The organism is Streptomyces herbicida (genome assembly GCF_032656585.1).
In the GTDB taxonomy this organism is placed as follows: Bacteria; Actinomycetota; Actinomycetes; order Streptomycetales; family Streptomycetaceae; genus Streptomyces; species Streptomyces herbicida.
This window is the reverse complement of record NZ_JAUYWJ010000028.1, coordinates 91,162-117,731: the sequence shown is the minus strand read 5'-3', so window position 1 is coordinate 117,731 and position 26,570 is coordinate 91,162. Positions and strand designations below refer to the sequence as shown.

Genomic DNA, 26,570 nt, shown 5'->3' with positions numbered 1-26,570 from the left:
ACGGATCGCCACTGACAACGCCCACCGAGTTTTGGCCGGACCGGTATCGGCCGCTGGTCCTACGACCAGCGTGTTCGAGGGGTCGTACGGGAGGAGCGGGGCGGAGTGGGCGGACCCTCAGCCCACCTTCAGCAACAGCACCGCCCGGGCCGGCACCGTGATCGCCGCCCCAGCCCGGTGCACCACCCCCGGTGCCTCGACCTGCTCCTCCCGGGACGTGTCGACGACCACCTCGTAGCGCTCCGCCCAGGGTGCGCCCGGCAGTACGAAGCTCGCCGGGCGGTCGCCCGCGTGCAGGAGGGTGAGGAAGCTGTCGTCGGTGATGGGGTCGCCCTGTTCGTCGCGGCCCGGTATGTCCCGGCCGGAGAGGTACATGCCGAGCGTGGCGGCGGGGGCGTACCAGTCTCCCTCGGTCATCTCCTCGCCGCGTGCCGTGAACCAGGCCAGGTCCCGCAGGCCGTCCGCCGAGTGGGCGCGGCCGGAGAAGAAGGCGCGGCGGCGCAGGACCGGGTGGCGGTGGCGCAGGGCGATGAGACGGGAGGTCAGGTCGAACAGGGGGCGCCAGGCCGGGTCGTCCAGGAGGGTCCAGTCCAGCCAGCTGATCTCGTTGTCCTGGCAGTACGCGTTGTTGTTGCCGCGTTGCGTGCGGCCCAGCTCGTCGCCCGCCACCAGCATCGGCACGCCGGTCGAGAGCAGCAGCGTGGTCAGCAGATTGCGCAGCTGACGGCGGCGCAGCGCACGGACCCGCTCCTCGCCCGTCTCTCCCTCCGCCCCGCAGTTCCAGGAGCGGTTGTCGTGGGAGCCGTCCCGGTTGTTCTCGCCGTTCGCCTCGTTGTGCTTGCCCTCGTAGGAGACCAGGTCGCGCAGGGTGAAACCGTCGTGGGCGGTGATGAAGTTGACCGAGGCGTAGGGGCGGCGGCCGCCCCAGGCGTACAGGTCGCTGGAGCCGGAGAGCCGGTAGCCGAGGTCGCGCACGTCGGGGAGCGCGCCGCGCCAGAAGTCGCGGATCGCGTTGCGGTAGCGGTCGTTCCACTCCGTCCAGAGCGGGGGGAAGGCCCCCACCTGGTAGCCGCCGGAGCCGATGTCCCAGGGTTCGGCGATCAGCTTCACCCGGCGCAGCACCGGGTCCTGGGCGATCACCGCGAGGAAGGGGGAGAGCATGTCGACGTCGTGCATGGAGCGCGCCAGCGCAGCCGCGAGGTCGAAGCGGAAGCCGTCCACGCCCATCTCCGTCACCCAGTAGCGCAGCGAGTCGGTGATCAGACGAAGGACCTGCGGCTGGACCACGTGCAGCGTGTTGCCGCAGCCGGTGTAGTCGGCGTAGCGGCGGGCGTCGTCCTGGAGGCGGTAGTAGCCGCGGTTGTCGATGCCCTTGAGGGAGAGCGTCGGGCCCAGTTCGCCCGCCTCCGCGGTGTGGTTGTAGACCACGTCGAGGATGACCTCGATGCCCGCGGCGTGCAGGGCCCGGACCATCCGCTTGAACTCGCCGACCTGCTGGCCCGTCGTACCGGAGGCCGCGTAGGCCGCGTGCGGGGCGAAGTATCCGATGGAGTTGTAGCCCCAGTAGTTCTTCAGACCGCGGCGCAGCAGATGGTCCTCGTGGGCGAACTGGTGCACGGGGAGCAGCTCCACCGCCGTGACGCCCAGCTTCACCAGGTGCTCGATCGCCGCCGGGTGCGCCAGGCCCGCGTACGTGCCGCGCAGCTCGGGCGGGATGTCCGGGTGCAGTTGCGTGAAGCCGCGCACATGCAGCTCGTAGATGACCGAGTCGGCCCACGGCGTCTTGGGGCGGCGGTCGTCCATCCATTCGTCGTCGGTGGCGTCATCATGGACGACCACGCCCTTGGGGACGTACGGCGCCGAGTCCCGGTCGTCGCGCACGGTGTCCGCGACATGCTGTTCGGGCCAGTCGCGGACATGCCCGTACACCTCCGGCGGCAGGCTGAACTCGCCGTCCACCGCGCGCGCGTACGGGTCGAGGAGCAGCTTCGCCGGGTTCCAGCGGGCACCGATCCACGGGTCCCAGCGGCCGTCCACCCGGTAGCCGTAGCGCTGCCCGGGCATCACACCCGGCACGAAGCCGTGCCAGATCTCGTGCGTCAGCTCGGTCAGCCGCACCCGCGTCTCGCGGCCCCCTTCGTCGAACAGACACAGCTGGACCGCTTCCGCCCCGGCCGCCCACAACGCGAAGTTGGTGCCCGCCACCCCGTCCGGGCCCGCCCGGAAGCGGGCGCCCAGCGGCATGGGCGCGCCCGGCCGAACGGGTGGAGTGGGCGCAGTGGCGCGCTCGGCGCCGTTCACGGCGGAGGCCGGGCGGCCGCCGTCGAGGGCCCGCTCCTGGGCCACTGTCTGCTGCTCGGCTGCGCTCGTCACCTTGCGGCCCCTTTGTGTCGGCTCGTTCGCCTCCGGAGCGCTCTCAGCCAGCGCCGGGGCGGCCGCCGCGCCCGGCCCCGCGGGCCCGCTGCGCGCACGACTGCCCTGGCACCGGCGTCCCCGCGGCTCACGGGCGCGGCTCCCCATCGCGTCGTCCTCCCACTGTTCTGCCCACCGCTTGCGTCGCACTCACGTTTCCCCAGGGCGGGCCGGTCGTTGAGCCGCTCGTGAGGTATGCACAAGGGCGCGCACGGCGCGCGGGGGCCGTGCTGGCCGCCGTACTGACATGGGCAGGACTGCTGGCGGGAGCCGCCGGCTGCACCGGGGACGGCTCGGGCGGCGACGCCCTCGACCGGATCTTCGGCAAACCCCCGGCAGCCGCGGACATCATCCGCATCTCCCCGGACGACGGCAGCAAGGCCGTCCGCTCCGGCGAGCCGCTGCGGGTGCGGGTGTCCGACGGGCGACTCGAGTCGGTGAGCGTGGTCAGGGTCCAGGACGCCCAGGACACCCCGGTGGCCGGGCACATCACCGACGACGGCAGGACCTGGAAACCCGACGAACGGAACCTGGCGCTCGCCGCCAAATACACCGTCGACGCGGTGGCGCTGGACGGGCACGGGCGCCGCTCGGCCCGGCACGCCACCTTCACGACGTACGTCCCCGGCGAGCGGTTCATCGGGTACGTGACCCCCGAGAACCGCTCGACCGTCGGCACCGGAATGATCGTCTCCCTGGCCTTCAACCGGCCGATCGAGAACCGCGCCGCCGTTGAACGCGCCGTCCGCGTCACGGCCAGGCCCCCCGTCGAGATCAGCCCGCACTGGTTCGGCGAGGACCGCCTCGACTTCCGCCCCCAGCAGTACTGGAAGCCCGGCACCCGGGTCACCGTCGAGCTGCGGCTGCGCGACGTCGAGGGGGCGCGCGGCGTCTACGGACTCCAGTACAAGACGGTGACCTTCACCATCGGCCGCAGCCAGGTCTCGCTGGTGGACGCGGCCGCGCACACCATGGAGGTCAAGCGCGACGGCCGGCTGCTCACCACTGTGCCCATCACCGCGGGCGCCCCCAAGACCACCACCTACAACGGGAAGATGGTGGTGATGGAGATGCTCGAGGTCACCCGCATGAACAGCCGCACGGTCGGCTTCGGCGGCGAGTACGACATCCCCGACGTCCCGCACGCCATGAAGCTCACCGACTCCGGGACCTTCCTGCACGGCAATTACTGGGCGGGGGACGCCTTCGGGAACACCAATGTCAGCCACGGCTGCGTGGGCCTGATGGACATCAAGGGCGGCAGCTCGGACACGCCCGCGGGCTGGTTCTTCGACCGCACCCTGATCGGGGACGTCGTCGAAGTCGTCAACAGCAATGACAAAAAGGTCTCTCCCGACAATGGGCTCGGAGGGTGGAACATGGGGTGGAATGAGTGGAAGGCGGGCAGCGCGGTCAAGTAACCAGGAGGGGGACCAGATTCGGGGTGACGACGGACGACCGAAGTTGCGACGGAACGGTGACCTTTGACTGACGCGAAGCTCAAAACCCTGCGGTTAATATGCGCCAGTGTGTGCGCGGGACGCGCCGGGGAGCGGGCCTGACCAGGCCCCGCGAGGGGAGAGAACGTGAACGTGCGGCCGATATCGGGGGCGTCGGTTGACGCGCGGGGGCGGGGCCGGAAGGGGATGCCGGTGCTGATAGCCGGCGTCCTGCTCATGGCCGTGACCGCGTGCGGCGGGGGAGGAACGGACTCGGGTTCCGGCTCCGGTGACGGGAAGGGCAAGGACGGCGCGACGCAGCAGGGCAAGCAGTCCGAAGCCGTCGTCAGCATCGCGCCCAAGGACGGCGCGAAGTCGGTGAAGACCAGCGGGGCTCTCAAGGTGAGCGCCGGCAAGGGCAAGTTGACCCAGGTCGAGGTCAAGGACGCCAAGGGCGCCGAAATAGCCGGCGAGATAACCGACGGGGGCGCCACCTGGACGCCCTCGTCCCACCTGGCCGCCTCCACCAAGTACACGGTGCACGCGGTCGCCAAGGACTCCGCGGGCCGCGAGGCGGCCGAGGACTCCAGCTTCACCACCCTGACGCCGCAGAACACCTTTGCCGGCTCCTTCACTCCCGAGGACGGCTCCACCGTCGGTGTCGGTATGCCGTTCTCCATCCGCTTCACCCGGGGCATCACGCACCCCGAGGACGTCGAGAAGGCCATCACCGTCAAGACCGAGCCGGCCGTCGACGTCGAGGGCCACTGGTTCGGCAACGACCGCCTGGACTTCCGTCCCGAGAAGTACTGGGCGGAAGGCACGAAGGTCACCGTCGACCTCAACCTCGACGGCGTCGAGGGCCGCCCCGGGGTCTACGGCAAGCAGGCCAAGACGGTGAAGTTCACCATCGGCCGCAACCAGGTCTCCATCGTGGACGCCAAGAAGCACACGATGAAGGTCACCCAGGACGGCAAGGTCATCAAGACCATCCCCGTCACCACCGGCAAGCCCGGCTACGACACCTGGAACGGCCAGATGGTCATGAGCGAGAAGCTCACGGTGACCCGGATGAACGGCGAGACCGTCGGCTACGGCGGCGAGTACGACATCAAGGACGTCCCGCACGCCATCCGCCTGACCGACTCGGGCACCTTCGTCCACGGCAACTACTGGGGCGGCGGCGCCTTCGGCAACTTCAACGCCAGCCACGGCTGCGTGGGCCTGCGCGACGTGCGCGGCGGCTGGAGCAAGAGCGTCCCGGCGGCCTGGTTCTTCAACCACTCGATGATCGGCGACGTGGTGGTCGTCAAGAACTCCCACGACGACACCGTGGCGCCGGGCAACGGCCTCAACGGCTGGAACATGTCCTGGGAGAAGTGGAAGTCGTAGGACTGTCCGACCAAGGGCCCGGTGCTGTGACGGACGGCACCGGGCCGTTCTTCGTTAGTGCCCGTTAACCTGCTCTGCATGACCGTCTCTCTCGAAGTCGCCGAAGGCGTCGGTACGCTGCGCCTGGACCGGCCGCCCATGAACGCGCTGGACGTCGCCACCCAGGACCGGCTCAAGGAACTGGCCGAGGAGGCCACGCGGCGCGACGACGTGCGCGCCGTGGTGATCTACGGCGGTGAGAAGGTGTTCGCGGCGGGCGCGGACATCAAGGAGATGCAGGCCATGGACCACACCGCGATGGTCCTGCGCGCCCGCGCCCTGCAGGACTCCTTCACCGCCGTGGCCCGCATCCCCAAGCCGGTCGTCGCCGCCGTCACCGGCTACGCGCTGGGCGGGGGCTGCGAACTGGCCCTGTGTGCCGACTACCGCATCGCCGCCGACAACGCCAAGCTGGGCCAGCCGGAGATCCTGCTCGGCCTCATCCCGGGCGCGGGCGGCACCCAGCGGCTGCCCCGTCTCGTCGGTCCCTCCAAGGCCAAGGACCTGATCTTCACGGGCCGGATGGCGAAGGCCGACGAGGCCCTGGCGATCGGCATGGTGGACCGGGTCGTCCCGGCCGCCGACGTGTACACCGAGGCGCATGCCTGGGCGGCCAGGCTGGCGCAGGGGCCGGCGATCGCGCTGCGCGCGGCGAAGGAGTCGATCGACACGGGAGTGGAGACGGACCTCGACACCGGCCTCGCCGTCGAACGGAACTGGTTCGCGGGGCTGTTCGCCACGGAGGACCGCGAGCGGGGCATGAAGAGCTTTGTGGAGGAAGGGCCCGGCAAGGCCAAGTTCCTCTGAGTTCCCCCGGGTTCCCGTACTTCGCCAGGTTTTCCACGGAACCCCTTGCAATTGACGTGATGTCTCACCCGGGTCCCTCGATGGGGCGGTTTATGGAAGCCTTAAGGCAACCTTAAGCCTGCCTTGTCGAGGCGGCCCGTCCCATGCCCGGATTCGGACCGTCTCCGCAGGTCGAGCGGGCCGCCGTCGGCGCCGAAATGCCACCGGCATATGCCGACCGGATGGCCTGGAACAGGGGTTTCCGGGGGGCGTATTCCTCAGGAACGCCCACGGCGGGCGCTCTGGGCGGCCATGATGGGGGGCATGGCGGGGCTGGAGGGCATCGAACAGCCGCGGGGACACAGCCGTGCGGCCGCGGCGCGCTGGTCGCCCGCGGTCGAGGACGAACGGGCACTCAAGGCACTGGAACTGTTCGGCAATCCGACGGAGGCCGAAGTCCCCCTGCCGTCCCGGCCCGAGTCCGCGGCCACCGCGCGCCGGCTCGCCCAGGTCGTCGTTCTGCGCCAGTGGGGACTCACCCCGAAGATGACGGAGGACGCGGTCCTGCTCGTCTCCGAACTCGTCGGCAACGCCGTACGGCACACCGGCGCCCGCGTCTTCGGACTCCGTATGCGCCGCCGCCGCGGCTGGATCCGGGTCGAGGTCCGCGACCCCTCCCGCGGGCTGCCCTGTCTGATGCCGGTTCAGGAGCTGGACATCAGCGGCCGGGGGCTGTTCCTGGTGGACAAGCTGGCCGACCGATGGGGCGTCGATCTGCTGCCCCGGGGCAAGACGACCTGGTTCGAGATGAGGGTCGCCGACCGCTGAGCGGGCGTTCGCGGAGGTGACGACCCGTACGGATCCACCCATCGGGTCAATCGGCCGTTTTCTTACCCAATCGCCCTTAAATGGTGCGGGTGACCACGACCGACCGCCGCGGGGCGTTGCGGGCGGGGGCCGGGCTCGTCGCCGGGGGCGCCCTCGCCGGCGGATGCTCATCCGCCACCGGCTCCGTCGCGCAGCCCACCCCCGCGCGAGCCACGCCCTCGCGCACCCCCGCGAAACCCGCCCCCCTCGCCGCCCCCGCCCCGCGCGCCTTCCCCCGGCAGCCCGCGCAGATCATCCACGGCCCCCGCGACCACCCGCGCGTCGCGCTCACCTTCCACGGCCAGGGCGACCCCGCGCTGGCCCACGCCCTGCTCACCGAGGCCGAGCGGCACGGCGCCCGGATCACCGTGCTCGCCGTGGGCACCTGGCTGGACGAGCAACCGGACATCGCCCGCCGGATCCTCGACGGCGGCCACGACCTGGGCAACCACACCCAGCGGCACGCGGCCGTCAACACCATGTCGGAGGCCGGTGCCCGCGCCGAGATCACCGAGTGCGCGGACCGGCTGAGCCGGCTCACCGGTTCGATCGGCACCTGGTTCCGCCCCTCCCGTGCCCCGACCGCCTCCCCGCTCGTTGTCCGGCTGGCCCGCGCCGCGGGCTACCCCCATGTGCTGTCGTACGACGTCGACTCACTCGACTACACCCGGCCGGGCGCCCCCGCCGTCACCCGGAAGGTCCTGGCGGAGGTCCGGAACGGGTCCGTGGTGAGCATGCACTTCGGATACCCGGACACGGTCGCCGCCCTTCCCGCCGTACTCCAAGAACTCGACAGCCGCGGACTGCACGCGGTCACCACCACGGAGCTGCTGAGCTGATGCGTCCCACCAAAGCCGTCCGCGTCCTGGCCGCCGGCGCCGCCCTCGCCGCCCTGACGCTGCTGCCCGCGTGCAGCAGCGGGTCCGAGCACCGTGAGAACGAGGCCCTCGGCAGCAGGGCGCCCGTACCGCCCCAGAAGAAGCAACTGGTCGACGGACTGCCCGGGATGCCGCCCGTGCTCGACCCCACCGACGTCTACGCCGCCGACCGCCCCAACCAGTTCTCCCCGGCGGTGAAGGACTTCCCGTCCCGGGTCTACGTCCCCAACACCAACTCCAACACCGTCTCCGTGATCGATCCGAACACGTACCGCGTCATCGAGACGATCCCGGTCGGCTGGCAGCCCCAGCACGTCGTGCCCTCCTGGGACCTGAAGACGCTGTGGGTCAACAACGACAGGGGCAACACCCTCACCCCCATCGACCCGAGGACCGGGAAGGCGGGCAGGACGGTCTCCGTCCACGACCCGTACAACCTCTACTTCACGCCCGACGGCAAGTACGCCGTCGTCATGGCCTCCCTCGACCGCGAACTCGTCTTCCGTGACGCGCACACCATGAAGCGCGTGAAGACCGTGCCCGTCAGCTGTTACGGCGTCAACCACGCCGACTTCTCCCTCGACGGGCGCTACTTCATCGTCTCCTGCGAGTTCAGCGGCGAGCTGCTCAAGGTCGACACCGCGAGGATGAAGGTGATCGGCCAGGAGACGCTGCCGTTCCAGGGCGCGATGCCGCAGGACGTCAAGGTGTCGCCCGACGGCAAGAGGTTCTACATCGCCGACATGATGGCCGACGGCGTGTGGATCCTGGACGGCGACAGGTTCACCAGGCCCTCCCTCCTCCCCACCGGCAAGGGGGCCCACGGCCTGTACGTCAGCCGCGACTCCCGCGAGATGTACATCTCCAACCGGGGCGAGGGCACCATCTCCATCTTCGACTTCACCCAGAACGGGCTCACCAAGAAGTGGCACCTGCCGGGCGGCGGCAGCCCCGACATGGGCGGCGTCTCGGCCGACGGCAAGGTCCTGTGGCTGTCCGGCCGATACAACTCCGAGGTCTACGCCATCGACACCGGCACCGGGGCCGAACTGGCCCGTATCAAGGTCGGCAGCGGCCCGCACGGTCTCGCCGTCTATCCGCAGCCGGGGCGCTATTCGCTGGGCCACACCGGCATCTTCCGCTAGGTCCGGTCGCCAGCCGGTCGTCAGGGGGCGAGGAGCAGCGCCTCCGCCCCCACCGGCAGGTATCCGGCCGCCTGGAACGCCCGCAGGCTGCGGGCGTTTCCCGGGGAGACCTGAGCCCACACCGGCTCCTCGGCGAGGTGCCGGGCGGCCGTCACCAGCCGGCGTCCCAGCCCCCGGTGCCGTACCCCCTCGTCCACCTCGACCGCCACCTCCAGCCGCCCCGCGACCCCGCGTCCCAGGAGAACCACACCGCCGTCCGCCTCCCACAGCCGCACGTCGTCACGGTGCGCCCGCGCCCGCACGGCGCGTGGATGGCCGGGGTCGACGATCTCCGTGAGCGGGAGCGGCGGCCGGACCGGCAGGGGCGAGGCCACCACGAGGGCGTCGATGGTGTCGGCCGTACGGCCCGTGCGCTCCATGAAGGCCGTGAGGAACCGCGCGTTCATCGTCGCGGCGAGCGCGTCGCAGTCGACCGCCACCGCCCGCAGTGTCTCGCGCACCCACCTCGGATCCTCGTCCGTGAAGACGACCGAGTGTGCCGTGAAGGCGATGACCCCGGCGTCCCGGTGCGTGTGCTGGGGCACGACCGTCGTACCGCCGTCGTCCGGCGGGAAGACACCGCGCGCGGCCGCGTCGAGAATGTCCCGCAGGGTCTTCGCCACGACCGCACCCCTTGAGTCTCCACCGGCTGGAAGCCCCAGACTCGCAGACGTGATCGACGACGGCACCGGGCTTTTCACCACCGGCGAGCCGGCCCGGAGCACCGGACTCACGGTCCGCACCATCCGGTACTGGTCCGACGAGGGGGTGCTGTCCCCCGTGGCCCGCTCCGCGGGCTGCTATCGCCAGTACGACGCCGAGTCCGTCGCCCGCCTGGAGCTGATCCGCAACCTGCGCGAGCTGGGCCTCGGCCTGGACGACGTGCGCGCGGTGCCGGCGGGCGAGACGACGGTGGCGCAGGTGGCGGCCGCGCATGTGATCGCGCTGGACGCACAGTTCAGTTCGCTGAGGCTGACCCGTGCGGTGCTGTCGACCGTGGCGCGACGCGGTTCGACCGCAGCGGAGACGACCCTGATGAACAAGCCGGCGCGGCTGTCGGCGGCGGAGCGGAGGCGGATCCTGGAGGAGTTCGTGGACGAGATGTTCCACGGACTGGACACGGCGTACCCGGACATCCGCGAACGGATGTGGAACACCACGGTCTCGCTGCCGGACGATCCGACGCCGGAGCAGGTCGGCGCCTGGGTGGAGCCGGCCGAGCTGATCCAGGACCCCGAGTTCCGGGCGCTGATGCGCGGCGCGGCCGAGTTCAACGCCGCCGACCGGGGCCACGACTCGCGTGCCGGGGCGTCGATGTGGTTCTTCAAGCGGCTCGTCGAGCTGGTGGGGCGGGCCCGGGGGTGGCATCGCCCCGGAGTCGCCGGAGGCCGAGCCGGTACTGCGGGACCTGCTCGGCATTCTCAAGGGGGACGGCCCAGCCCGCCCACGAGGAGGACTTCGCCTGGGTGGTCGCCGCACTGGAGTTTCGCCCGGGCCGTTAGTCTGACCTGCGGCAGTACGCCTGTACGACCTAGAAAACGCGACAAAAAGGGGCGGATCGGTGGCGGACATCGAGGAAGCACGCAAGCAGTTCCAGCGGATCGATGCGGACGGTGACGGTTTCATCACCGCCGCCGAGTTCAAGTCCGCCCTGGCTCAGGAGGGTGACTGGAACGTCACCGAGACGGTGGCCGAGGCCATCATCAAGACCCGCGACCTGAATGGCGACAAGGTCCTGTCGTTCGACGAGTTCTGGGCCTACCTGAACAAGTAACGCGCGGAAGAGAAGGAAGGGGGCACCCGGTTCGGGTGCCCCCTTTCGCGTACCCGGCGGCAACCGCGGGTCCGAGCGCGGTCACCCCGTTGCCGCAGCCGCCGGAATAGTCCACGGAGCCCCGGGGTTGATGCGGACGCCAGACGTATGCATGTGCATCGATTGTATTCATCCGCATTCATTCATATTCATCCGTATTCCTCCCGGAAGGGCCTGTCATGAAGATCGGCATCATCGGCGCGGGCAACATCGGCGGCAACCTCACCCGGCGGCTCACCACCCTCGGTCACGACGTCTCGGTCGCCAACTCCCGTGGCCCGCACACGCTCACCGGACTCGCCGAGGAGACGGGCGCGACCCCCGTCCCGGTCGAGGAGGCGGCGCGCGGCGCGCAGGTCGTCGTGGTCACGGTCCCGCTGAAGGCGGTTCCGAACCTTCCGTCCGGACTGCTGGACGGCGCGGCCGAAGGCGTCGCCGTGATCGACACCGGCAACTACTACCCCCAGCAGCGCGACGGCAGGATCGCGGGGATCGAGGACGAGGGCCTCACCGAGAGCCGCTGGAGCGAGCGGCACATCGGGCACTCCGTGATCAAGGCCTTCAACGGCACCTACGCCCAGGACATCCTGGAGCGCCCCCGTCCGGCCGGTGACCCCGACCGGCTGGCCCTCCCGGTGGCCGGCGACGACGAGGCCGCCAAGCGGGTCGTACGCGACCTGATCGACGAGCTCGGCTTCGACACGGTGGACGCGGGCGGTATCGACGACTCCTGGCGCCAGCAGCCCGGCACCCCGGTGTACGGCCTGCGCACGGGCGTCGACGGGGTGACCGAGGCGCTGGCGAAGGCGTCGAAGGACAGGTCGGCGGACTTCCGGGGGTAAGGGCGGGGTCCGGTCCTCAACCGAGCGCCCTTGCCACGAACGTGTCCAGGACCCCGGCCCCCACCTCGACCGCACGGGTGCGCCCCTGCCAGTCGACGATCGTGTGGGAGCGCGCCGCCGTGCGCAGCGACCGGACCCGGGCCCGCGTCCCCTTGCCGTCCCGCAGGTCGAGGGCGGCGAGGGCGGCGCGGGCCCAGTCCCGGGTGGACGCCAGCCAGGGAGCGGCCGACGTGCGCAGGGACGCGGGGACCGCGTCCGGTACCCCGGCCAGCACGGTGAGCCGCTCCCGCAGGGCCGGTTCGGCCTTCGGTCCGCCCCGCCAGTAGGCCGCCGTCAGCGTCGCGAGCTGCGGTGCCTGTGCGGTGTTCAGCCGGGAGGCGCGGTTGACGTCGGCAAAGGCGCGCAGGGCGGTGAGCGCCCGCCGGTCGCCGCCGGCCAGCGCGGACAGGCCCGCGTCGAGTGCCGCGGCCGGCCGGTACGCGGTGGGGTTCCAGGCGTAGGCGGCCATCGAGAACAGCGCCGGGTCGGAGGCGGCGGCCTGGTTCATCGGATTGGCCAGGAGGCCCGCGACCGTGCCGGGCAGGCTGTCCTCGCGGCCCGTGTAGGGGCCGAGCAGCAGATGGTCCGCCGTGTAGTCGTTGACCGGGTAGTTGTCCCACACCAGCAGCGGGTGCCCGTACAGCCGCGCGGCCTCGCGGGCCTGCTCGGTGCGCAGCGCGGGCGAGACGACCAGCGGCCCGGTCCACATGACCCGGACGTCCCGGTCCAGGCGCCCGGCCAGCGCGGTCTTGTACGTGCTCGCCCGCGCCCCGTCGTACTCGGTGGGCACGGTGATCAACGCAGCGGCACCGGTGCGGGGGTCGAGGAACTCGCGCTGCACCCTGTTCAGCAGATCCGCCTGCGCCCGCCCGACCGCGCCCCGCCCGCTGCCGTACACGGCGGCGTCGCGCGCGCAGTTCCAGCGGTCGATCTCGATGTCGTCGAGCGGCACGGCGAAGGCCCGCACCCCGGCGCCGTCCCACAACTGCCGGAACTTGCGCACCAGCGCGGCGATGTCCGAGGCCGAGGAGTAGCAGATGGAAGGGCCGGGGGAGAGCGCGTACACGAAGGAGACGTGGTCGGCCGCGGCCCGCCCGGCCACGGCGCGCAGTTCGGCGAGCCGGGCCCCGGGGTACGGGTCGCGCCAGCGGCTGCGCAGATAGGGGTCGTCCTTCGGGCTGTACATGTACGTGTCGAGCTTCCAGCGTGCCGCGAAGTCCAGTTGCTCCAGGCGTTCCTGCCGGGACCAGGGTGTGCCGTAGAAGCCCTCGACGATCCCGCGGGCGGCGGTGGCCGGCCAGTCCCGGATGCGGACGGCGGGCAGCGAGGTGCGGGCGGCCCGGGAGCCGACGGGACGCACCAGCTGGGCGAGGGTCTGCGCGGCGTGGAAGGCACCGTCCGGATCGACCCCGGCGAGGACGGCCCGGGGCTGCCCGTGGTCGGTGCCGACGGCGAGCACGTAGCCGCCCGCGGCGAGACCCGTGGGCGGGGCGGCACGCAGCGGATCCAGGGCGGTCGACGTGCCGCCCGACGCCAGCGTGACCAGCAGCTCGCCGGACTTCGGCGCGTCCCCCAGGCGTATCTCTCCCGCACCGCCCGCGCGCAGCGCCCGGGTGACGGCGTCCAGGGTGGCCGCGTCCGTCCCCGCGTCCGCGCGCACGGCCACACTGCGCCCGATCCGCACCGAACCCGCGTCACGGCGCACGCTGCGCGGCGCGGGCCACAGGGCGGGCACATCCGGCGGAGCACTCCCGGCGCGGGTGGTCCGCGCCTTGCCGTCGGCCGCCGAGGGGGCCGCCGCCTCGGCGCCGTCCGGGCCGCCGGGGCCGTCCCCGCAGGAGCGGGCGAACACCACGACCACCAGCCCGAGGACGAAGCCGATCAGCAGCTGCGGCGGGACGCGGAACTGGCGCACCCGGGGCCCCCTCCACCATCCGTCTGCGCGTGCGGTAGGCAGTCAACTACCATCTGTCGCATTGATTATGACGGAACGCCAGTTTCCGTTCGGGGGGTTACGTGAACGTCGTCGAGGCATGTTGCGCAGCCGTGTGACGTTCCGTCGGAAACGGCGGCGAAGACGTCGGCAAGAGGGCACTGTGCGCCAGTTGGCGTAGACACTGCCGACAGCAGGTTCTATCCAGATATGCGTGGGGCGGACGCGGCCCCTGCTACAGGCACGGGGAGGTCGCACATGGTGGTGGTTCCGGAAGATCCGCAGAGCCACTGGATCGTGCTCCTCGACATCGAGGACTTCAGTCTGCGCGCGGAGACCACCCAGGCGACCCTGCACGACGACCTGTACCACGTGGTCGAGTTCGGGTTACGGCGGGCCGGGCTCGGCCTGGACGGATGCGAGGTGCAGGACCGCGGGGACGGCATGCTGCTGCTGGCCCCGCCGGACACCAAACCCACCCTGCTGCTCAGGGAGTTGGTACGGGGCCTGGAGGACGCGCTGGTCCACCACCGGGCCACCTACAACCACGACCACCGGATGCGGCTGCGGGTCGGGTTCGAGCAGGGGCTGGTCAGCCGCCGTGGTGAGCGGTGGACCAGCAACGCCGTCAACGACCTCTCCCGGCTGGTCGACGCCGGCCCCGTCAAGCAGGTGCTGGCCCGGGCCGGCCGGGCCCATCTGGTGGTGGTCGTCTCCGAGGAGATCCACCGCAAGGTGGTGCTGGGCCGCTACCCGGGCATCGACCCGGCGGCGTATCTGCCCGCCGACTTCGTCACCAAGCACGGCGAACCGCGCCGGGGCTGGGTCACCGTACCCGGCTATCCGGCGCCACCGGGACTTCCCGCGGACTCGGGGGAGCCGCCGCGTGACAGCACGAGACCGGGGGCGGACCCCGGCACGGGCGGTACCGCGGGAGGAGCGGGCGGTGGGACCGAACCGGGGAGCCCGGTCCTGCCGCCCTCGCTCCGCATCCAGGACGTGACGAACGCTCAGGTCGTCGTGGGGGACGGGGCGATGGCCGTGGGCGGTGACTATGTGAACGGCAACAAGATCGAGCACCACCACGGCTCCCACGACGTGCCCCACCGCGGCACCTCGGCGGACGGCTCATGACCACACCGCCCGCCGGCGGGGCCCCGGCCGCCGCCCCCACGCCCACGACGACGGCGCCCACCGGGGGAGGGGCGCCGCCCCCGCAGGGAGCACCGCCACCCGGCGGCGGCACACCCGCGCAGGGCGGCGCCGGGGGCAGCGGCGGCAACAGCGGCTCGCCACCGTCCGGCACCGCAGGCGGCGCGGACGGCGGAACGCCCCAGCCGGGTGGCGCACCACAACCGCCGGCCCCCGACAACACGGTCGGCGGCAGCGACAGCGCCAGCCAGGCCACCGCCCGTACCGGACAGGGAAGTCTGCGCGCCGGGCTGCTGCGCACCGCCTGGACCCACATCGGCGGCGACCGGGTCGAGGGTGACAAGATCGTCATCCATGCCGGGGGCGAACACCGTGTCGTGCTGCGCACCCTGGCCGCCGCGGACGTGGAAGCCGTCCAGCACACCTTCCGGGCCCCGCCCCGCTGGGACGACGTCGTCGTCGACGCCTGGCAGCGCCGCTCGGTGGTGCTGCGCGGTCCCGGCGGCGCGGGCAAGACCGCGGCCGCCGTGCGCCTGCTGATATCCGCCCAGGCCAAGGCCTTCTATCTGATCGACTCGGTGGCCGAACTGACCCGGCTGACCGACCTCAGACAGATCTCCGGCGCCGGCCTGCTGCTGGACCGGCCCGTCGACCTCGGCCTGCTGCGCGGCCCCCAGCTGGCCGGCCTGGAGAGCCTCCTGCGGGACGCCGACGCCCATGTCGTGGTGACAGCGGGGCCGGAGGCCGAACTCGACCGCGACCTCGGCGAGTACGTGCAGCGCATCGCCCCGCCCGAGGGGCTGGACGCCGTCCTCGCCGCCCATCTCTCCCACCGGATCGGCGAATCGCAGGCCGAACTCGTCCTCGCCGCGGACGGCGTCACCGAACTCGCCACCGAACTGCTGGACCAGGGCGCCGCCTGCCGGATCGCCGCCCAGCTGGCCTGGATCCTCGAACAGGAGCACCGCGCCGGCGCCGTCGACCCGCGGCGGATCCGCTCCCGCATGGAACAGACCGGCGGGGAGGGCCCCGAGGAGTGGTTCGAGGGACTCGGCGACATGGGGCTGCGCACCCAGGCCATCGCCCTCGCCGTCCTCGGCGGACTGCCCCAGGAGTACGTGTCCCTGGCCGCGAGCTCGCTTCTCAACCGGTTCCGCAGCGACCGCGGCGTCCTCGCCGCCAGCGTCGAGCAAGGACCCGTACCGCTGCGCCAGGACCCCTTCAGCCAGTCCCGCCGGCAGTTCGCCGAGAAACTCCGGGCGCGCACCTACTCCGCCGTCACCCGGGGCGACTTCGGCTGGCTGCCGTGCACCGTCGCCGAGTACCGCAACCTCGACTACCCGGCGCGGATCATCCGGCACGTCTGGTCCGAGTACCGCATCCAGCAGGAACTCATCGCCTGGCTCGGCGAGTTGGTTGACCGGCCCTCGCAACAGGTGCGCAGCTTCACCGGTACCGCGCTCGGCCTGATCGCCACCGAGTCCTTCGATCACATCGCCACCCAGATCTTCCCCGGCTGGGTCATGGACGAGGACGCCGGCTCGCTGCGCCGCGAGGCCGTCGCCTATGCCCTGCGCGTATGTGCCCGCGACCCCGCGCTGCGCACCGGCGTGCGCAACCTCGTCGACGGCTGGTACATGAGCGGCACCTGGCAGTTCCAGGCCGCGGCCGCCCGCGCGTACGGCCTGTGCCTCGGCGGCGCCGACCTCCCGACGGCCGTACAGACCCTCACCCGGCTCGGCACCGTCGACCACATCCAGGTCGCCATCGAGGTCGGCGACGCCTTCGCCGACCTGATGGAGGAGGACGTCGACGCCCACGCCCCCGTGGTGCTGCGCGCCATCGCCGAGATGTCGCACGAGCCCGCCAGCCGCCCCTCCGGCCACCTCGCGTTCCTCATCCTCGCCGACGCCCTGGCCACCGACGAGCCGGCGGCGGGCGGCGCCCCTCCGCGCAGCCGCCCCACCCTGCTGCGGCTGGCCGCACAGACCCCGCCCGGCGGCGAACTGCGACGCCTGCTCGGCTATCTGTGGTCCGAGGTGATCAGCGGCGAACTCTTCGCCGACCAGGCCGGGACCGTGCTGGAGGCCTGGGCCGCCCAGGCCGAGGCCGACCCCCAGCTCCTCGACGACCTGGTCCGCACCCTCGTGGAGGACGTGGCGGCGCGCAGTCCCCGGGCCGGAATGCTCCTGGAGCGCTACGCCCGGCACTGGACCGACCGCGACCGTTTCCGTCCGCTGCCCCGCTCCGCCATGGTCCTCGGCGCCCGCCTGCGAGGCGCCCCACCCGCCAGACCCACTCAGCCAGGAGGTGGCCGGTGACCGAGCCGGTCTCATTGATCGTCAACCGGAGTCCGGTGCCCCGCATGGCGGTGGGGCCCACCAAGGCGACCCAGCCGCACCTGGCGGTCGTGTACGCCACCGCCTCGGGCGAGGTGGAGTGCTTCGAGGGCCGCCCGATGACCCCCTCGCAGCAGGTCTTCTCCAAGTACCGCACCCGCTACGAGGTCGACCTGCGCGGCTACCGGCGCAGCGCCGTCCTCGGCAGGAACCCGCTGGTCTCCCGGGACGGCGTGCACGCCTTCGAGGTGAAGGTCGACTTCGGCTTCCGCGTCGACGGCTGGGACGGCGCCAAGAACCTGGTCCGCTCCGGCATCGACAACCCGCTGCCCCTGGTGCACAACTACCTCATCAGCCTGTTCCACGGCGCCGGACAGCGCTTTGCCATCGAGGACTCCTTCGGCCTCCAGCACTACCTCGGCCAGCGGTGCGGGCAGCAGGTGACCCTCGCCGAAGGGCTGGTCATATACGGCTGCCAGGTGTCGGTGCAGCCCGACGCCAAGTCCAAGGCCTACCTGGAGTCCCTGATCGAGGCGGGCCGCCGGGAGACGCTGGGCCAGGCCGAACACGTGCCCAACATGGGCGATGTGCTGCGCGAGGGCCAGATCGCGGCCAAGAAGCAGGAACAGGGGATGGAGGCCGCCGCCCGGCAGGCCGAGGCCCTCAGGCATGTCGCCATGGACAGCGAGGGCCTGATCCGGCAGTACATGAACACGCATCCGGAGGACGCCGCGGGCGCGTTCGACATGCTGCGCAAGCTGGAGGAGGCCCGCTTCGCCACCGCCGAGCTGCAGAACCAGCGCGCGCTGGCCCTCTTCCAGGCGATGGCCGACAAGAACCTGGTCCAGGCGGGCGACCTGGAGGTGATGCGGCAACTGCTGACCGACGTGGTCGGCCGCGCCACCGGCGGCGCGACCCAGCTCCCCGCCGCCACCACCCCGCAGCTGCCCGGCGCCCGGCCCTGGGACGCCCCGGCCGCCCAGCTCCCCTCGGCGTCCACCGCCGGATCCGCCCAGACACAGACCCAGGCCCAGCCGCCGCCGTCTCGTCCCGCGGGCCAAGGCCCCGGGTTCACCGTCCAAGGCCCCGGGTCAACCGTCCAAGGCCCCGGATCCACCGTCGTGGGCGACCCCCTTCCTCCGTACGCCGGACGGCCCGCCGTCCCCACCTACGCCGCCCTGATCTATCTGGTGCTCGACGAGTCCCTCGACCGCGACAGCCTGCAGGAGCTCAACCGGGGCCTGAACGACCTGCACTCCGCGCTCTCCGGCGCACCGGAGGTCGCCAGGTCCGTACGCCTGTCCGTCCTCGGCATGGCCGCCACCGCCGAGCCGCGGCTCCAGCTGGAGACCGTCACCCACGGCACCCGGACGCCCATCCTCACCGGCCGCCCGGGGCTGTCGTACAGCAGTGCCTTCCAGCTGCTGAAGACCGTGGTCGGGCAGGACGTCGCCGTCGTCAAGGGCGAGGGCGTCCAGGTGCTGCGGCCGATCGTGTACTTCCTCACCGGCGGCGTCCCCGACGAGGGCAACGGCTGGCGCGAGGCCCATGAGCGGCTGACCGACACCGGCGGCAACCCGGCCGCGCCGAATGTGATCGCCCTCGGCCTGGGCCGGGCCGACGCCTTCGCCGTCCGTGCCGTCGCCACCCGGCCCGAGTTCGGCTTCATGGCACCGCCGAACCAGGACGCCGTGTCGGCCGCCCACAGCTGTGCCGCGTTCCTGCGCGACAGCGTCGTCGGCTACGCCCGGCGCCTGGCCTCCGGCGACCCGCAGTTCTCGGTCAACCCGCCCGACGGCTTCCGGCGGGCCGAGGACGCCTACTGACCCACGCCACCTCCCACGCAGTCAGTCCCACCACGCAAGAACGGAAAGACGATGATGGAAAGCAACCGGGGGCACTTGCTCCCCATCTACGTCCTGGCCGACGAGTCGGGCTCGATGACCGAGCACATAGACGACCTCAACGACGGCCTGCGCTCACTGCACCAGGCGCTGCTCGGCGAGCCGATGGCCGCGGCCAAGGTGCGCTTCTCGGTCCTGGGCTTCTCGGACGACGTGGTCGAGCGGGTCCACCTGGTCGACCTGCGCAGCGCCAATGAGTTCCCGCTGCTGCGCACCCGCGGCATGACCAGCTACCTCGCTGCCTTCGAGGACCTGATCAACCGCATCCCGGGCGATGTCAACGCCCTCAAGAGCGAGGGCTACCAGGTGCACCGGCCCGCGGTGTTCTTCCTCAGCGACGGACTGCCCAACCACGGCGAGGACTGGCAGGACGCCCACCGCAGGCTCACCGACCGCTCGGTCACGCTCGGCGCGCCGAACATCATCGCGTGCGGCATCGTGGACGCCGACGCGCAGACCATCAACCAGGTGGCCACGGAACCGCAGTTCGGGTTCGTCGCCAACAAGGGCGTCGACGTGGGCGGGGCCATCGCGAAGTTCTGCACCGCCCTCACCAAGAGCGTGATCTCCTCGGGCCGTTCGCTGGGCTCGACGTCCCCGCAGCTGGTGGTCGACAAGCCGGAAGGCTTCACCGTCGCGATCGATGTGATCTGACGTGACGTGGTTCCCCAACCGGCACCCCGACGACGACCGGGACGGGCAGCGGGCCGTACCGCCGCCTCCCCGCCCCGCTCCCGACCTGTACCCGCAGCAGCCGGCCGAGTCCTACGACCGGCCGGAGCCGGCGGGCTCCTACTCCCACGACTGGCAGCCGGGCCGGCCCTGGCCGCCCGTCGGACAGCCCGCCCAGCCGCCCCAGCCCCCCGACCCGGCGCCGGCTTCCGCCGCCCGGTCCGACGCCTTCGCCGAGGGATGGCAGACGATCAGCGTGGACGGCGCCGTTCCCGAGTTCGACCCGAAACCGCCGATCGGCGCTCTGTCGTACCGCCCCGACACCGTCTGCGACGGCTGGTCCACCGACGCGCTCGACCTGCGGCTCGCCTCGGTGCGCGGCTACGCCCACCGGGCCGAGGGCCGGCCTCGTGAGGACGACGCGGCGGCGGCCTGGGACGAGCGCACCCGCACCGTGGTGTTCGCCGTCGCCGACGGTGTCTCCGACGCCCGCCAGCCGCACATCGGCTCCCAGCTCGCCTGCCGCAGCGCGGTCGACGAGATGCTCGGCCAGGTGCGTGCGAGCGGCGGGTTCGTCACCGACTGGCCCAAGCTGCTGAGCACCGTCCACTGGCAGCTCCGTGTGCAGGCCCGCCGGCTGCTGCACCAGGAGGACGCCACCGTCGACGAGACGGCCGACCTGCTGGCCACGACCCTGGTCGCCGGGGCGGCCACGCCCACCCCGGCGGGAGTACGGGTGGCGCTGGTGTCGGTCGGCGACTCCGGGGTGTGGCTGATCAAGAACCGGGGTCTGTATCCGCTCCAGGGCGGCAAGGCGGTCGGGGCGGACGGCCTGGTCTCCTCCGCCGTACGGCCCATGCCGTACGTTCCCGCCGAGGTCGTCCCGTTCGAGTACGTCCTGGAGCCCACCGGCGTGCTGCTGATCGGCACGGACGGATTCGGCGACCCGGTCGGCGACGGGCGGGGTGTGGTGGCCCAGCTGCTCTGCCGTGAACTGGAGCGCCCGGTACCGCCGTTGGGCTTCGCCCATCTGCTCGACTTCTACCGGGAGACCTTCGACGACGACCGCACGCTGGTGGCCCTGTGGCCGCGCGGGGGCGCGCCGGGGGGTCCGCGATGAGCGGGGTCACGGTGCCCTGGGTACTGCCGGACAAGCTGGGCAGATACACCGGGCACAAGCTGGGCGACGGCGGCCAGGGCATCGTGTACGGGGTGCCCGACCCGCCGGGCAAGTTCGCCGGCGAGTATCTGGCGTACAAGGAGTACCGGCCGACGGAGGCGTACGACAGCGACGTCCTGTACGACATGGTCTGCTTCCGCCGGCTGCTGTCCCCGGCCGACCGCGCCTTCCTGGACGAGCGGCTGACCTGGCCGCTCGCCCTGGTGTATCTGGGCGACACCCCGACGGACCCCCGCCCGTCGCGGAACCCGCGCACCAGGGTGGTCGGCTTTCTGATGCGGCGCGTGACCCAGGACTACGAGCTGCGCATGCCGAGCGGCGAGGTGAAGCTGCAGGCGCTGGAGTTCCTGCTCAACCCGGACGGCTATATGACCCGGGTCGGCCTGTACGTCGACGACGCGCACCGCGTGGAGCTCCTGCTCGACCTGGCCCGCACGCTCGACTGGCTGCACCGGCGTGGGGTGGCGGTGGGCGACCTCTCGCCGAAGAACGTGCTGTTCACCCTGCGGGGCCAGGCCCGCTGCCGGTTCATCGACTGCGACTCGATGCGCTACACCGGCAAGAACGTGCTCAAGCAGGTGGAGACCACCGGCTGGGAGGTGCCGGAGCCGGAGAAGGCCACGGTCGCCTCCGACTCCTGGAAGTTCGCTCTGCTCGCCGCGCGGGTCTTCAACCGGGACCAGGACAGTCCCGACCTCGGCCCGCTGCGGGCCGTCTCCACCGAGCTCGCCCAGCTCGCCAGCCTCGGCCAGAACCGCGACCCACAGCGACGGCCGCCGATGTCCGAGTGGCTGACCACGCTGGAACTGGTGCACAACCGGGTCAAACGAACGCGCCGCGCCACGGCGCACACCACTCGGCCGCCGGCCCCGAACCCGACGCCCGTCAACCCGTACCGGTCCCAGCAGCAGCCGGTGTCCCCTCCCCAGGGGTTCACCTTTCCCACGCAGCCGCAGACCCGCCGCCCGGCCCAGAGCGGCTCGATGGGCAACAGGGTGGCCGGCTGGCTGCTGGGCGCGGTCCTGGTGGGCGGCCTCGTCGGCTACGCCGCGACCCACATGGACTCCACGGGTGCCTCGGCGACCCCGCCCTCGAGCGGGCCCTCGGCGACGGCCACCGATGACATCCACACCAGCGGTGACTCGGACGACGGCGTCAACACCCCGGACGCCGGCGAGGACACCCCGTCCGACCGGGCCGCGGCCCCCGGAGCCACCGTCGACTACTCCCAGGTCGCGGACGACCCCGAGGCCGAGGACGTGGCCGCCCTGTTCGCACGCTTCTTCGGCGCGATCAACAAGCACGACTACGACACGGCCCTGAGCCACTACGACCCGAACACCTCGGTGGTGAACCTCGGCTCCACGTCCGCCCGGAACCAGTGGAAGGACGTCATGTCCACCACTCAGGACAGCGACTTCGTGCTGAGCGACCTGTCCTCGGACGGCACCTACACGCTGGCCACCTTGAACTTCACCAGCCATCAGGACGCCGGATACGGCCCCGCCTCAAGCCCGTCCGACACCTGTGACCAGTGGACGATCACCTACCAGCTGACCGACTCGAACGGCTATCGGATCTACAAGGCGCCCAGGGACGGGGTGAGTTACACCTCCTGCTGACCCTCACCCACCGAAGGCCTGCGCCTTCAGCTGATCCACCGACCGGATCGAGAGCGACTGACGCCCCGTCACTATCCAGCCCCTGGCCCGCCATTGTTCCAGCACGCGGCTCACCGTGCGCCGGGAGGTCAGCAGCAGGCCGGCCAGGTCGTCCTGGGACAGGGCAAGGGCGAGACGGCGGCCGGTGCCGTCCGGCTCCGGCATGCCGCACCGCTCCACGAGGTCGAGCAGGAGGGCGGCGAGCCGGGCGGGCACCGGCTCGGTGATGCCGACGCGCTGGAGGTCGGCCTCGCGCAGCCGCCGCGACAGGGTCTGTTCCAGGGCGGCGGCGATGCCGGGCCTGGCGCGGGCGAGGATGTGGAAGCGGACGGCGGGCAGCTGCAGCAGATCGGCCGGGGTCGCCGCGACGAGCGAGGCCGAGCGCCGCCCGCTCTCCACCGAGGCCTGCTCGCCGAGGAGTTCGCCGGGACCACGCAGCGCGAGCAGGGCCCGGTAGCCGGCGTGCGACTGGGCGACCACCTTGACCCAGCCGTGCACCAGCACGACCAGATGGTCCGAGTCCTCGCCCTGCGTCAGAAACTGCCGCTCGGCCTCCACCACGACCCGGGTCGCCGCCCGGAGCAACGCGGTCCGGTCATCGGCGTCGAGTGCCTCCCAGAAGGGCGCGGGGCGAAGAGCCACGGCGGTCAGCCCAATGGCCGCGGGGGCAGGGGTCCGAGTGCGGACGAGCGCCGCGCCCACCGCCCCACGACCCGTATCGAACCCGTCTTCGTCATGCCCCACCCTCCCGTCGTCGGGCCACCGTACCGGGACCGCACCAGTGTGACCCGATCAGGCGTCGGCGGCCCACTCCCGGAGCTCGGCCCTGCTCTCGAAGGCGGCGACGTCCTTGTCGTGCGGATCGCTGGTGTACTGGTGGAAGAGCCACTTGGCCTTGATACGGGGCTTGCCCGCGGTGACGTAGTCGGCGATCCAGAGGCCGTCACCGGCGTACGAGGTGACGTCGACGTCCAGCCAGTAGTTCCGGTTGGCGTACAGCACGACCTTGTTGTCCGGCCGGAGTTCCTTGACCTTCCGGATGAACAGGTCCTTCTCCGCGTTGCTCGCATGCGTTCCGTCGCTCGTCGTCTCCCAGTCGACGGCGAGGATGTCGCCCGCCCGCTCGGGGGCGTGCCCGACGAAGTACTCGGCCTGCGCGGTGAGATGGCCGGGCCACAGGAAGTGGTAGAAGCCGACGACCAGTCCGGCGTCACGGGCGGTCTTGGTCTGGGCGGCGAGTCTCGGGTTGACGTACGAACGCCCCTCCGTCGCCTTGATGAAGGCGAAGGAGAGGCCGTCCGTGTCGTACGAGGAGGACTGGAACGCGCTCACGTCGATGCCGTGCAGCATGCGGGACTCCCTGAAGTGCCAGTGGGGGGACAGGAGCTGATGTGTTGTCAGTCCCACCTTTGCACGTGTGATCCGTACGCGCGCCGGGATTCGTCAGCTTCGGGATGTCACCGATCCCAGTACCGACGCCGACTTGGCCGACCAGTCGGAGGTGATCATGCTCGCGTGGTCCCCCGCCAGCAGCGACAGCCGGGCGGCGACCTCCGCGTCCGTGGGGGCGGTCGACGAGATCGCCGGGGACACGCCGTCCGCTCCCGTCGTGATCAGGAAGTAGTGGTTCGTGGAGTAGAAGGACGTGTCGTAGGCGCTGTTCACATAGGTCGCCGCGTCACCGTCGAAGAACACGAACCAGGGGCGGATCGAGGCGTCGTAGCGGCCGGTGCGCGGGTCGCCGTTCGCCGCGCCGAGCACCGCAGGGAAGGCCTGGGCCGCCGAGATGCGCCCGGCCGCGTACAGGTCGCGCAGATGGTCGCCGTACTCCTCGTCCGTCCAGTAGCTGTCGAAGGGGTTGGCCTGCTCGACCGTGCCCGGGATCAGCTCGAAGAGGAACTTGCCCCTGAGCGCGTCACGAGTGGGCCAGGCGTTCGCCCTCGACGCCGCGTCGAGCGTGGAGTAGCTCGAGCCCAGCAGGTCGGACGGCTTGTAGACGCTGCCGCCCAGCTTCTGCGACACCAGCGTGTCGAACTCGTCCGGGCCCATGCCCGCCTTGCCGTTGAAGCCCACCTTCATCTCGACCTTGAACACGATGGGCGGGTGGTCCGGGTGGAGCTGGTTCCAGGCCGCGATGTTGTCCAGGCAGGAGCCGAAGTCCTGGTTGCGGGCCTTGCTGTACAGCTCGCCCGGGGTCTTCGCGGCCTCGCAGTTGTTGTTGTTCCCCAGCGGGTTGCTGTGACTGACCCGCCAGCGGTGCGTGAGGCTGTCGACGTAGACGTCGAGTTCGAGCAGCGAGGCGCCGGAGTCCAACGCCTGTGCGAAGTACGTGTACTTGGCCTTGTCGTACGCGTTGTGCGTGCCGATCGCCGTCGTCTCGGAGAACTTGGGCGACGCCGCGTGGGCGTTCGCCGGAACCGCCATCAGCAGGGCGGCGGCACCCAGCAGCGCCGCCGCCCGTCTCACCACACCAACCGAGCGCACGTGTCAACTCCCCTTCGTTGTCGCCGAGTTGGCGGCAGCGTAGGGGAATGCGATTACTGCCCGGTAGCCCCGGGAGGAACATCAAAAAGAGGAGAGCCGGCCGGTCAGCACTCGATGATGTTCACGGCCAGTCCGCCGCGGGCCGTCTCCTTGTACTTGACGGACATGTCCGCGCCGGTGTCCTTCATGGTCTTGATGACCTTGTCCAGGGACACCTTGTGGGAGCCGTCGCCGCGCATGGCCATACGGGCGGCCGTGACCGCCTTCACCGCGGCCATGCCGTTGCGCTCGATGCACGGGATCTGGACCAGTCCGCCGACCGGGTCACAGGTCAGGCCGAGGTTGTGCTCCATACCGATCTCGGCCGCGTTCTCGACCTGCTCGGGGCTGCCTCCGAGGACCTCGGCGAGGGCGCCCGCGGCCATCGAGCACGCGGAGCCGACCTCGCCCTGGCAGCCGACCTCGGCACCGGAGATGGAGGCGTTCTCCTTGAAGAGCATGCCGATGGCGCCGGCGGCCAGCAGGAAGCGGACCACACCGTCCTCGTCGGCGCCGGGGACGAAGTTGATGTAGTAGTGCAGGACCGCGGGGATGATGCCCGCCGCGCCGTTCGTGGGGGCGGTCACCACACGGCCGCCGGCCGCGTTCTCCTCGTTCACCGCCATCGCGTAGAGCGTGATCCACTCCATCGCGTGGGCCAGCGGGTCGCCCTCGGCGCGCAGCTGGCGGGCGGTGACGGCCGCCCGGCGCTTGACCCGCAGCCCGCCCGGCAGGATGCCCTCGCGGGACATGCCGCGGGACACGCACGCCTGCATCACGCGCCAGATGTCCAGCAGGCCCTCGCGGATCTCCTTCTCGGTGCGCCAGGCCCGCTCGTTCTCCAGCATCAGCGAGGAGATCGACAGACCCGTCTCCTTCGTCAGGCGCAGCAGCTCGTCGCCCGTGCGGAAGGGGTACTTCAGAACCGTGTCGTCCAGCTTGATCCGGTCGGCGCCGACCGCTTCCTCGTCGACGACGAAGCCGCCGCCCACCGAGTAGTACGTCTTCGAGAGCAGCTCCGTGCCCTCGGCGTCGTACGCCCACAGGGTCATGCCGTTCGCGTGGTACGGCAGCGTCTTGCGGCGGTGCAGCTTCAGGTCGTCGTCGAAGGAGAACGCGATCTCGTGCTCGCCGAGGAGACGGATCCGCCGGCCCGACTTGATCTCCTCCACCCGCTCGTCCGCCGTCTCCACGTCCACCGTCCGCGGAGACTCGCCCTCCAGGCCCAGCAGCACCGCCTTGGGCGTGCCGTGGCCGTGGCCCGTGGCGCCGAGGGAGCCGTACAGCTCGGAACGTATGGAGGCGACGGACTCCAGCAGTCCCTCGTTGCGCAGCCGGCGGGCGAACATGCCTGCCGCGCGCATCGGCCCCACCGTGTGGGAGCTGGACGGGCCGATGCCGATCGAGAACAGGTCGAAGACCGAGATGGCCACGGTGACTCCTCAGTACGGGGGGTGGTGCGAAGGGGTGGGGCACCGCGCCCACGGAAGAAACGTGCGCCTCCAGTGTGCGCGG

General features: G+C 71.4%; 21 protein-coding genes and 1 pseudogene. 15 read left to right on the top strand and 7 right to left on the bottom strand.

Translation table 11 applies throughout. From position 1 onward, the window contains the following. Window positions 1–117 precede the first annotated feature (117 nt). Window positions 118–2,373 (bottom strand): glycogen debranching protein GlgX, encoded by a 2,256-nt coding sequence (gene glgX, locus Q8A52_RS41240; protein WP_316761821.1) that lies wholly within the window; start codon window positions 2,371–2,373, stop codon window positions 118–120. 227 nt (window positions 2,374–2,600) lie between these two features. Between glgX and Q8A52_RS41235 the strand changes: the two genes are divergently transcribed. The 6 genes from Q8A52_RS41235 (at window position 2,601) to Q8A52_RS41210 (ending at window position 8,958) form a co-directional block, all read left to right on the top strand. Further along, entirely contained in the window at window positions 2,601–3,833 is a 1,233-nt protein-coding gene (locus tag Q8A52_RS41235) for a L,D-transpeptidase (RefSeq protein ID WP_316761820.1), read from the top strand. A gap of 165 nt (window positions 3,834–3,998) precedes the next feature. Beyond that, window positions 3,999–5,243: a L,D-transpeptidase gene (locus Q8A52_RS41230; protein ID WP_408649343.1), complete on the top strand. Its 1,245-nt coding sequence runs from the start codon at window positions 3,999–4,001 to the stop codon at window positions 5,241–5,243. Window positions 5,244–5,321: 78 nt separating this feature from the next. Next, a complete protein-coding gene (locus tag Q8A52_RS41225; RefSeq protein WP_316761815.1) occupies window positions 5,322–6,089 on the top strand; it encodes an enoyl-CoA hydratase/isomerase family protein in 768 nt (255 codons plus the stop codon). A 303-nt stretch (window positions 6,090–6,392) separates the two neighbouring features. Continuing rightward, on the top strand, window positions 6,393–6,896 hold the full coding sequence (locus tag Q8A52_RS41220) for an ATP-binding protein (RefSeq protein ID WP_316761813.1): 504 nt from the start codon (window positions 6,393–6,395) through the stop codon (window positions 6,894–6,896). 80 nt (window positions 6,897–6,976) lie between these two features. After that, window positions 6,977–7,774, top strand: coding sequence for a polysaccharide deacetylase family protein (locus Q8A52_RS41215; RefSeq protein WP_316761811.1), 798 nt, complete (start codon window positions 6,977–6,979; stop codon window positions 7,772–7,774). After that, window positions 7,774–8,958: a YncE family protein gene (locus tag Q8A52_RS41210; protein ID WP_316761808.1), complete on the top strand. Its 1,185-nt coding sequence runs from the start codon at window positions 7,774–7,776 to the stop codon at window positions 8,956–8,958. The genes Q8A52_RS41215 and Q8A52_RS41210 overlap by 1 nt, the downstream gene beginning before the upstream one ends. A 20-nt stretch (window positions 8,959–8,978) precedes the next feature. Here Q8A52_RS41210 and Q8A52_RS41205 read toward each other — a convergent pair whose 3' ends face one another. Beyond that, window positions 8,979–9,620: a GNAT family N-acetyltransferase gene (locus Q8A52_RS41205; protein WP_316761806.1), complete on the bottom strand. Its 642-nt coding sequence runs from the start codon at window positions 9,618–9,620 to the stop codon at window positions 8,979–8,981. Between the two features lie 49 nt (window positions 9,621–9,669). Between Q8A52_RS41205 and Q8A52_RS41200 the strand changes: the two are divergent. From Q8A52_RS41200 to Q8A52_RS41190, 3 genes and pseudogenes are all read left to right on the top strand, one after another. Then, window positions 9,670–10,499, top strand: a pseudogene (locus Q8A52_RS41200) (helix-turn-helix domain-containing protein). A 59-nt stretch (window positions 10,500–10,558) separates the two neighbouring features. After that, a complete protein-coding gene (locus tag Q8A52_RS41195) occupies window positions 10,559–10,771 on the top strand; it encodes an EF-hand domain-containing protein (protein WP_316761805.1) in 213 nt (70 codons plus the stop codon). Window positions 10,772–10,989: 218 nt separating this feature from the next. Continuing rightward, on the top strand, window positions 10,990–11,652 hold the full coding sequence (locus Q8A52_RS41190) for an NADPH-dependent F420 reductase (protein WP_316761803.1): 663 nt from the start codon (window positions 10,990–10,992) through the stop codon (window positions 11,650–11,652). 16 nt (window positions 11,653–11,668) lie between these two features. On the opposite strand, the gene Q8A52_RS41185 is transcribed toward Q8A52_RS41190, so the two are convergent. Continuing rightward, window positions 11,669–13,606 (bottom strand): beta-N-acetylglucosaminidase domain-containing protein, encoded by a 1,938-nt coding sequence (locus Q8A52_RS41185; RefSeq protein ID WP_316761802.1) that lies wholly within the window; start codon window positions 13,604–13,606, stop codon window positions 11,669–11,671. Between the two features lie 276 nt (window positions 13,607–13,882). Here Q8A52_RS41185 and Q8A52_RS41180 point away from each other — a divergent pair, with 276 nt between their 5' ends. The 6 genes from Q8A52_RS41180 to Q8A52_RS41155 are packed head-to-tail and all read left to right on the top strand — an operon-like array spanning window position 13,883 to window position 22,493. Continuing rightward, window positions 13,883–14,758: a hypothetical protein gene (locus Q8A52_RS41180; protein WP_316761800.1), complete on the top strand. Its 876-nt coding sequence runs from the start codon at window positions 13,883–13,885 to the stop codon at window positions 14,756–14,758. Then, the gene (locus Q8A52_RS41175) at window positions 14,755–17,097 is read left to right on the top strand and encodes a hypothetical protein (protein ID WP_316761797.1); all 2,343 of its coding nucleotides are present in this window, start codon (window positions 14,755–14,757) and stop codon (window positions 17,095–17,097) included. Before Q8A52_RS41180 ends, Q8A52_RS41175 begins: the two co-directional genes overlap by 4 nt. Beyond that, window positions 17,094–18,941 carry a vWA domain-containing protein gene (locus tag Q8A52_RS41170; RefSeq protein ID WP_316761796.1) on the top strand — a complete coding sequence of 616 codons (1,848 nt, stop codon included), beginning with the start codon at window positions 17,094–17,096 and terminating at the stop codon, window positions 18,939–18,941. Before Q8A52_RS41175 ends, Q8A52_RS41170 begins: the two co-directional genes overlap by 4 nt. A gap of 51 nt (window positions 18,942–18,992) precedes the next feature. After that, the gene (locus tag Q8A52_RS41165; RefSeq protein ID WP_316761793.1) at window positions 18,993–19,673 is read left to right on the top strand and encodes a vWA domain-containing protein; all 681 of its coding nucleotides are present in this window, start codon (window positions 18,993–18,995) and stop codon (window positions 19,671–19,673) included. A 1-nt stretch (window position 19,674) separates the two neighbouring features. Continuing rightward, window positions 19,675–20,811 (top strand): protein phosphatase 2C domain-containing protein, encoded by a 1,137-nt coding sequence (locus Q8A52_RS41160; protein WP_316761790.1) that lies wholly within the window; start codon window positions 19,675–19,677, stop codon window positions 20,809–20,811. Continuing rightward, window positions 20,808–22,493, top strand: a complete 1,686-nt coding sequence (locus tag Q8A52_RS41155; protein ID WP_316761787.1) for a hypothetical protein — start codon at window positions 20,808–20,810, stop codon at window positions 22,491–22,493. The genes Q8A52_RS41160 and Q8A52_RS41155 overlap by 4 nt, the downstream gene beginning before the upstream one ends. 3 nt (window positions 22,494–22,496) lie before the next feature. On the opposite strand, the gene Q8A52_RS41150 is transcribed toward Q8A52_RS41155, so the two are convergent. From Q8A52_RS41150 to Q8A52_RS41135, 4 genes are all read right to left on the bottom strand, one after another. Then, window positions 22,497–23,174 (bottom strand): Crp/Fnr family transcriptional regulator, encoded by a 678-nt coding sequence (locus Q8A52_RS41150; RefSeq protein WP_316761784.1) that lies wholly within the window; start codon window positions 23,172–23,174, stop codon window positions 22,497–22,499. A 150-nt stretch (window positions 23,175–23,324) separates the two neighbouring features. Continuing rightward, window positions 23,325–23,882 (bottom strand): GH25 family lysozyme, encoded by a 558-nt coding sequence (locus Q8A52_RS41145; protein WP_316761781.1) that lies wholly within the window; start codon window positions 23,880–23,882, stop codon window positions 23,325–23,327. 93 nt (window positions 23,883–23,975) lie between these two features. Next, window positions 23,976–24,956, bottom strand: coding sequence for a phosphatidylinositol-specific phospholipase C domain-containing protein (locus Q8A52_RS41140; RefSeq protein WP_408649345.1), 981 nt, complete (start codon window positions 24,954–24,956; stop codon window positions 23,976–23,978). 164 nt (window positions 24,957–25,120) lie between these two features. After that, window positions 25,121–26,488, bottom strand: a complete 1,368-nt coding sequence (locus tag Q8A52_RS41135; protein WP_316761776.1) for an L-serine ammonia-lyase — start codon at window positions 26,486–26,488, stop codon at window positions 25,121–25,123. Between the last annotated feature and the right edge of the window lie 82 nt (window positions 26,489–26,570).

Coding starts and splice junctions, on each gene's coding strand:
- Q8A52_RS41225 (WP_316761815.1), top strand. CDS start 5,322: ATGACCGTCTCTCTCGAAGTCGCCGAAGGCGTCGGTACGCTGCGCCTG.
- Q8A52_RS41220 (WP_316761813.1), top strand. CDS start 6,393: ATGGCGGGGCTGGAGGGCATCGAACAGCCGCGGGGACACAGCCGTGCG.
- Q8A52_RS41215 (WP_316761811.1), top strand. CDS start 6,977: ATGGTGCGGGTGACCACGACCGACCGCCGCGGGGCGTTGCGGGCGGGG.
- Q8A52_RS41210 (WP_316761808.1), top strand. CDS start 7,774: ATGCGTCCCACCAAAGCCGTCCGCGTCCTGGCCGCCGGCGCCGCCCTC.
- Q8A52_RS41190 (WP_316761803.1), top strand. CDS start 10,990: ATGAAGATCGGCATCATCGGCGCGGGCAACATCGGCGGCAACCTCACC.
- Q8A52_RS41180 (WP_316761800.1), top strand. CDS start 13,883: ATGGTGGTGGTTCCGGAAGATCCGCAGAGCCACTGGATCGTGCTCCTC.
- Q8A52_RS41175 (WP_316761797.1), top strand. CDS start 14,755: ATGACCACACCGCCCGCCGGCGGGGCCCCGGCCGCCGCCCCCACGCCC.
- Q8A52_RS41165 (WP_316761793.1), top strand. CDS start 18,993: ATGATGGAAAGCAACCGGGGGCACTTGCTCCCCATCTACGTCCTGGCC.
- Q8A52_RS41155 (WP_316761787.1), top strand. CDS start 20,808: ATGAGCGGGGTCACGGTGCCCTGGGTACTGCCGGACAAGCTGGGCAGA.
- Q8A52_RS41145 (WP_316761781.1), bottom strand. CDS start 23,882: ATGCTGCACGGCATCGACGTGAGCGCGTTCCAGTCCTCCTCGTACGAC.
- Q8A52_RS41140 (WP_408649345.1), bottom strand. CDS start 24,956: ATGGCGGTTCCGGCGAACGCCCACGCGGCGTCGCCCAAGTTCTCCGAG.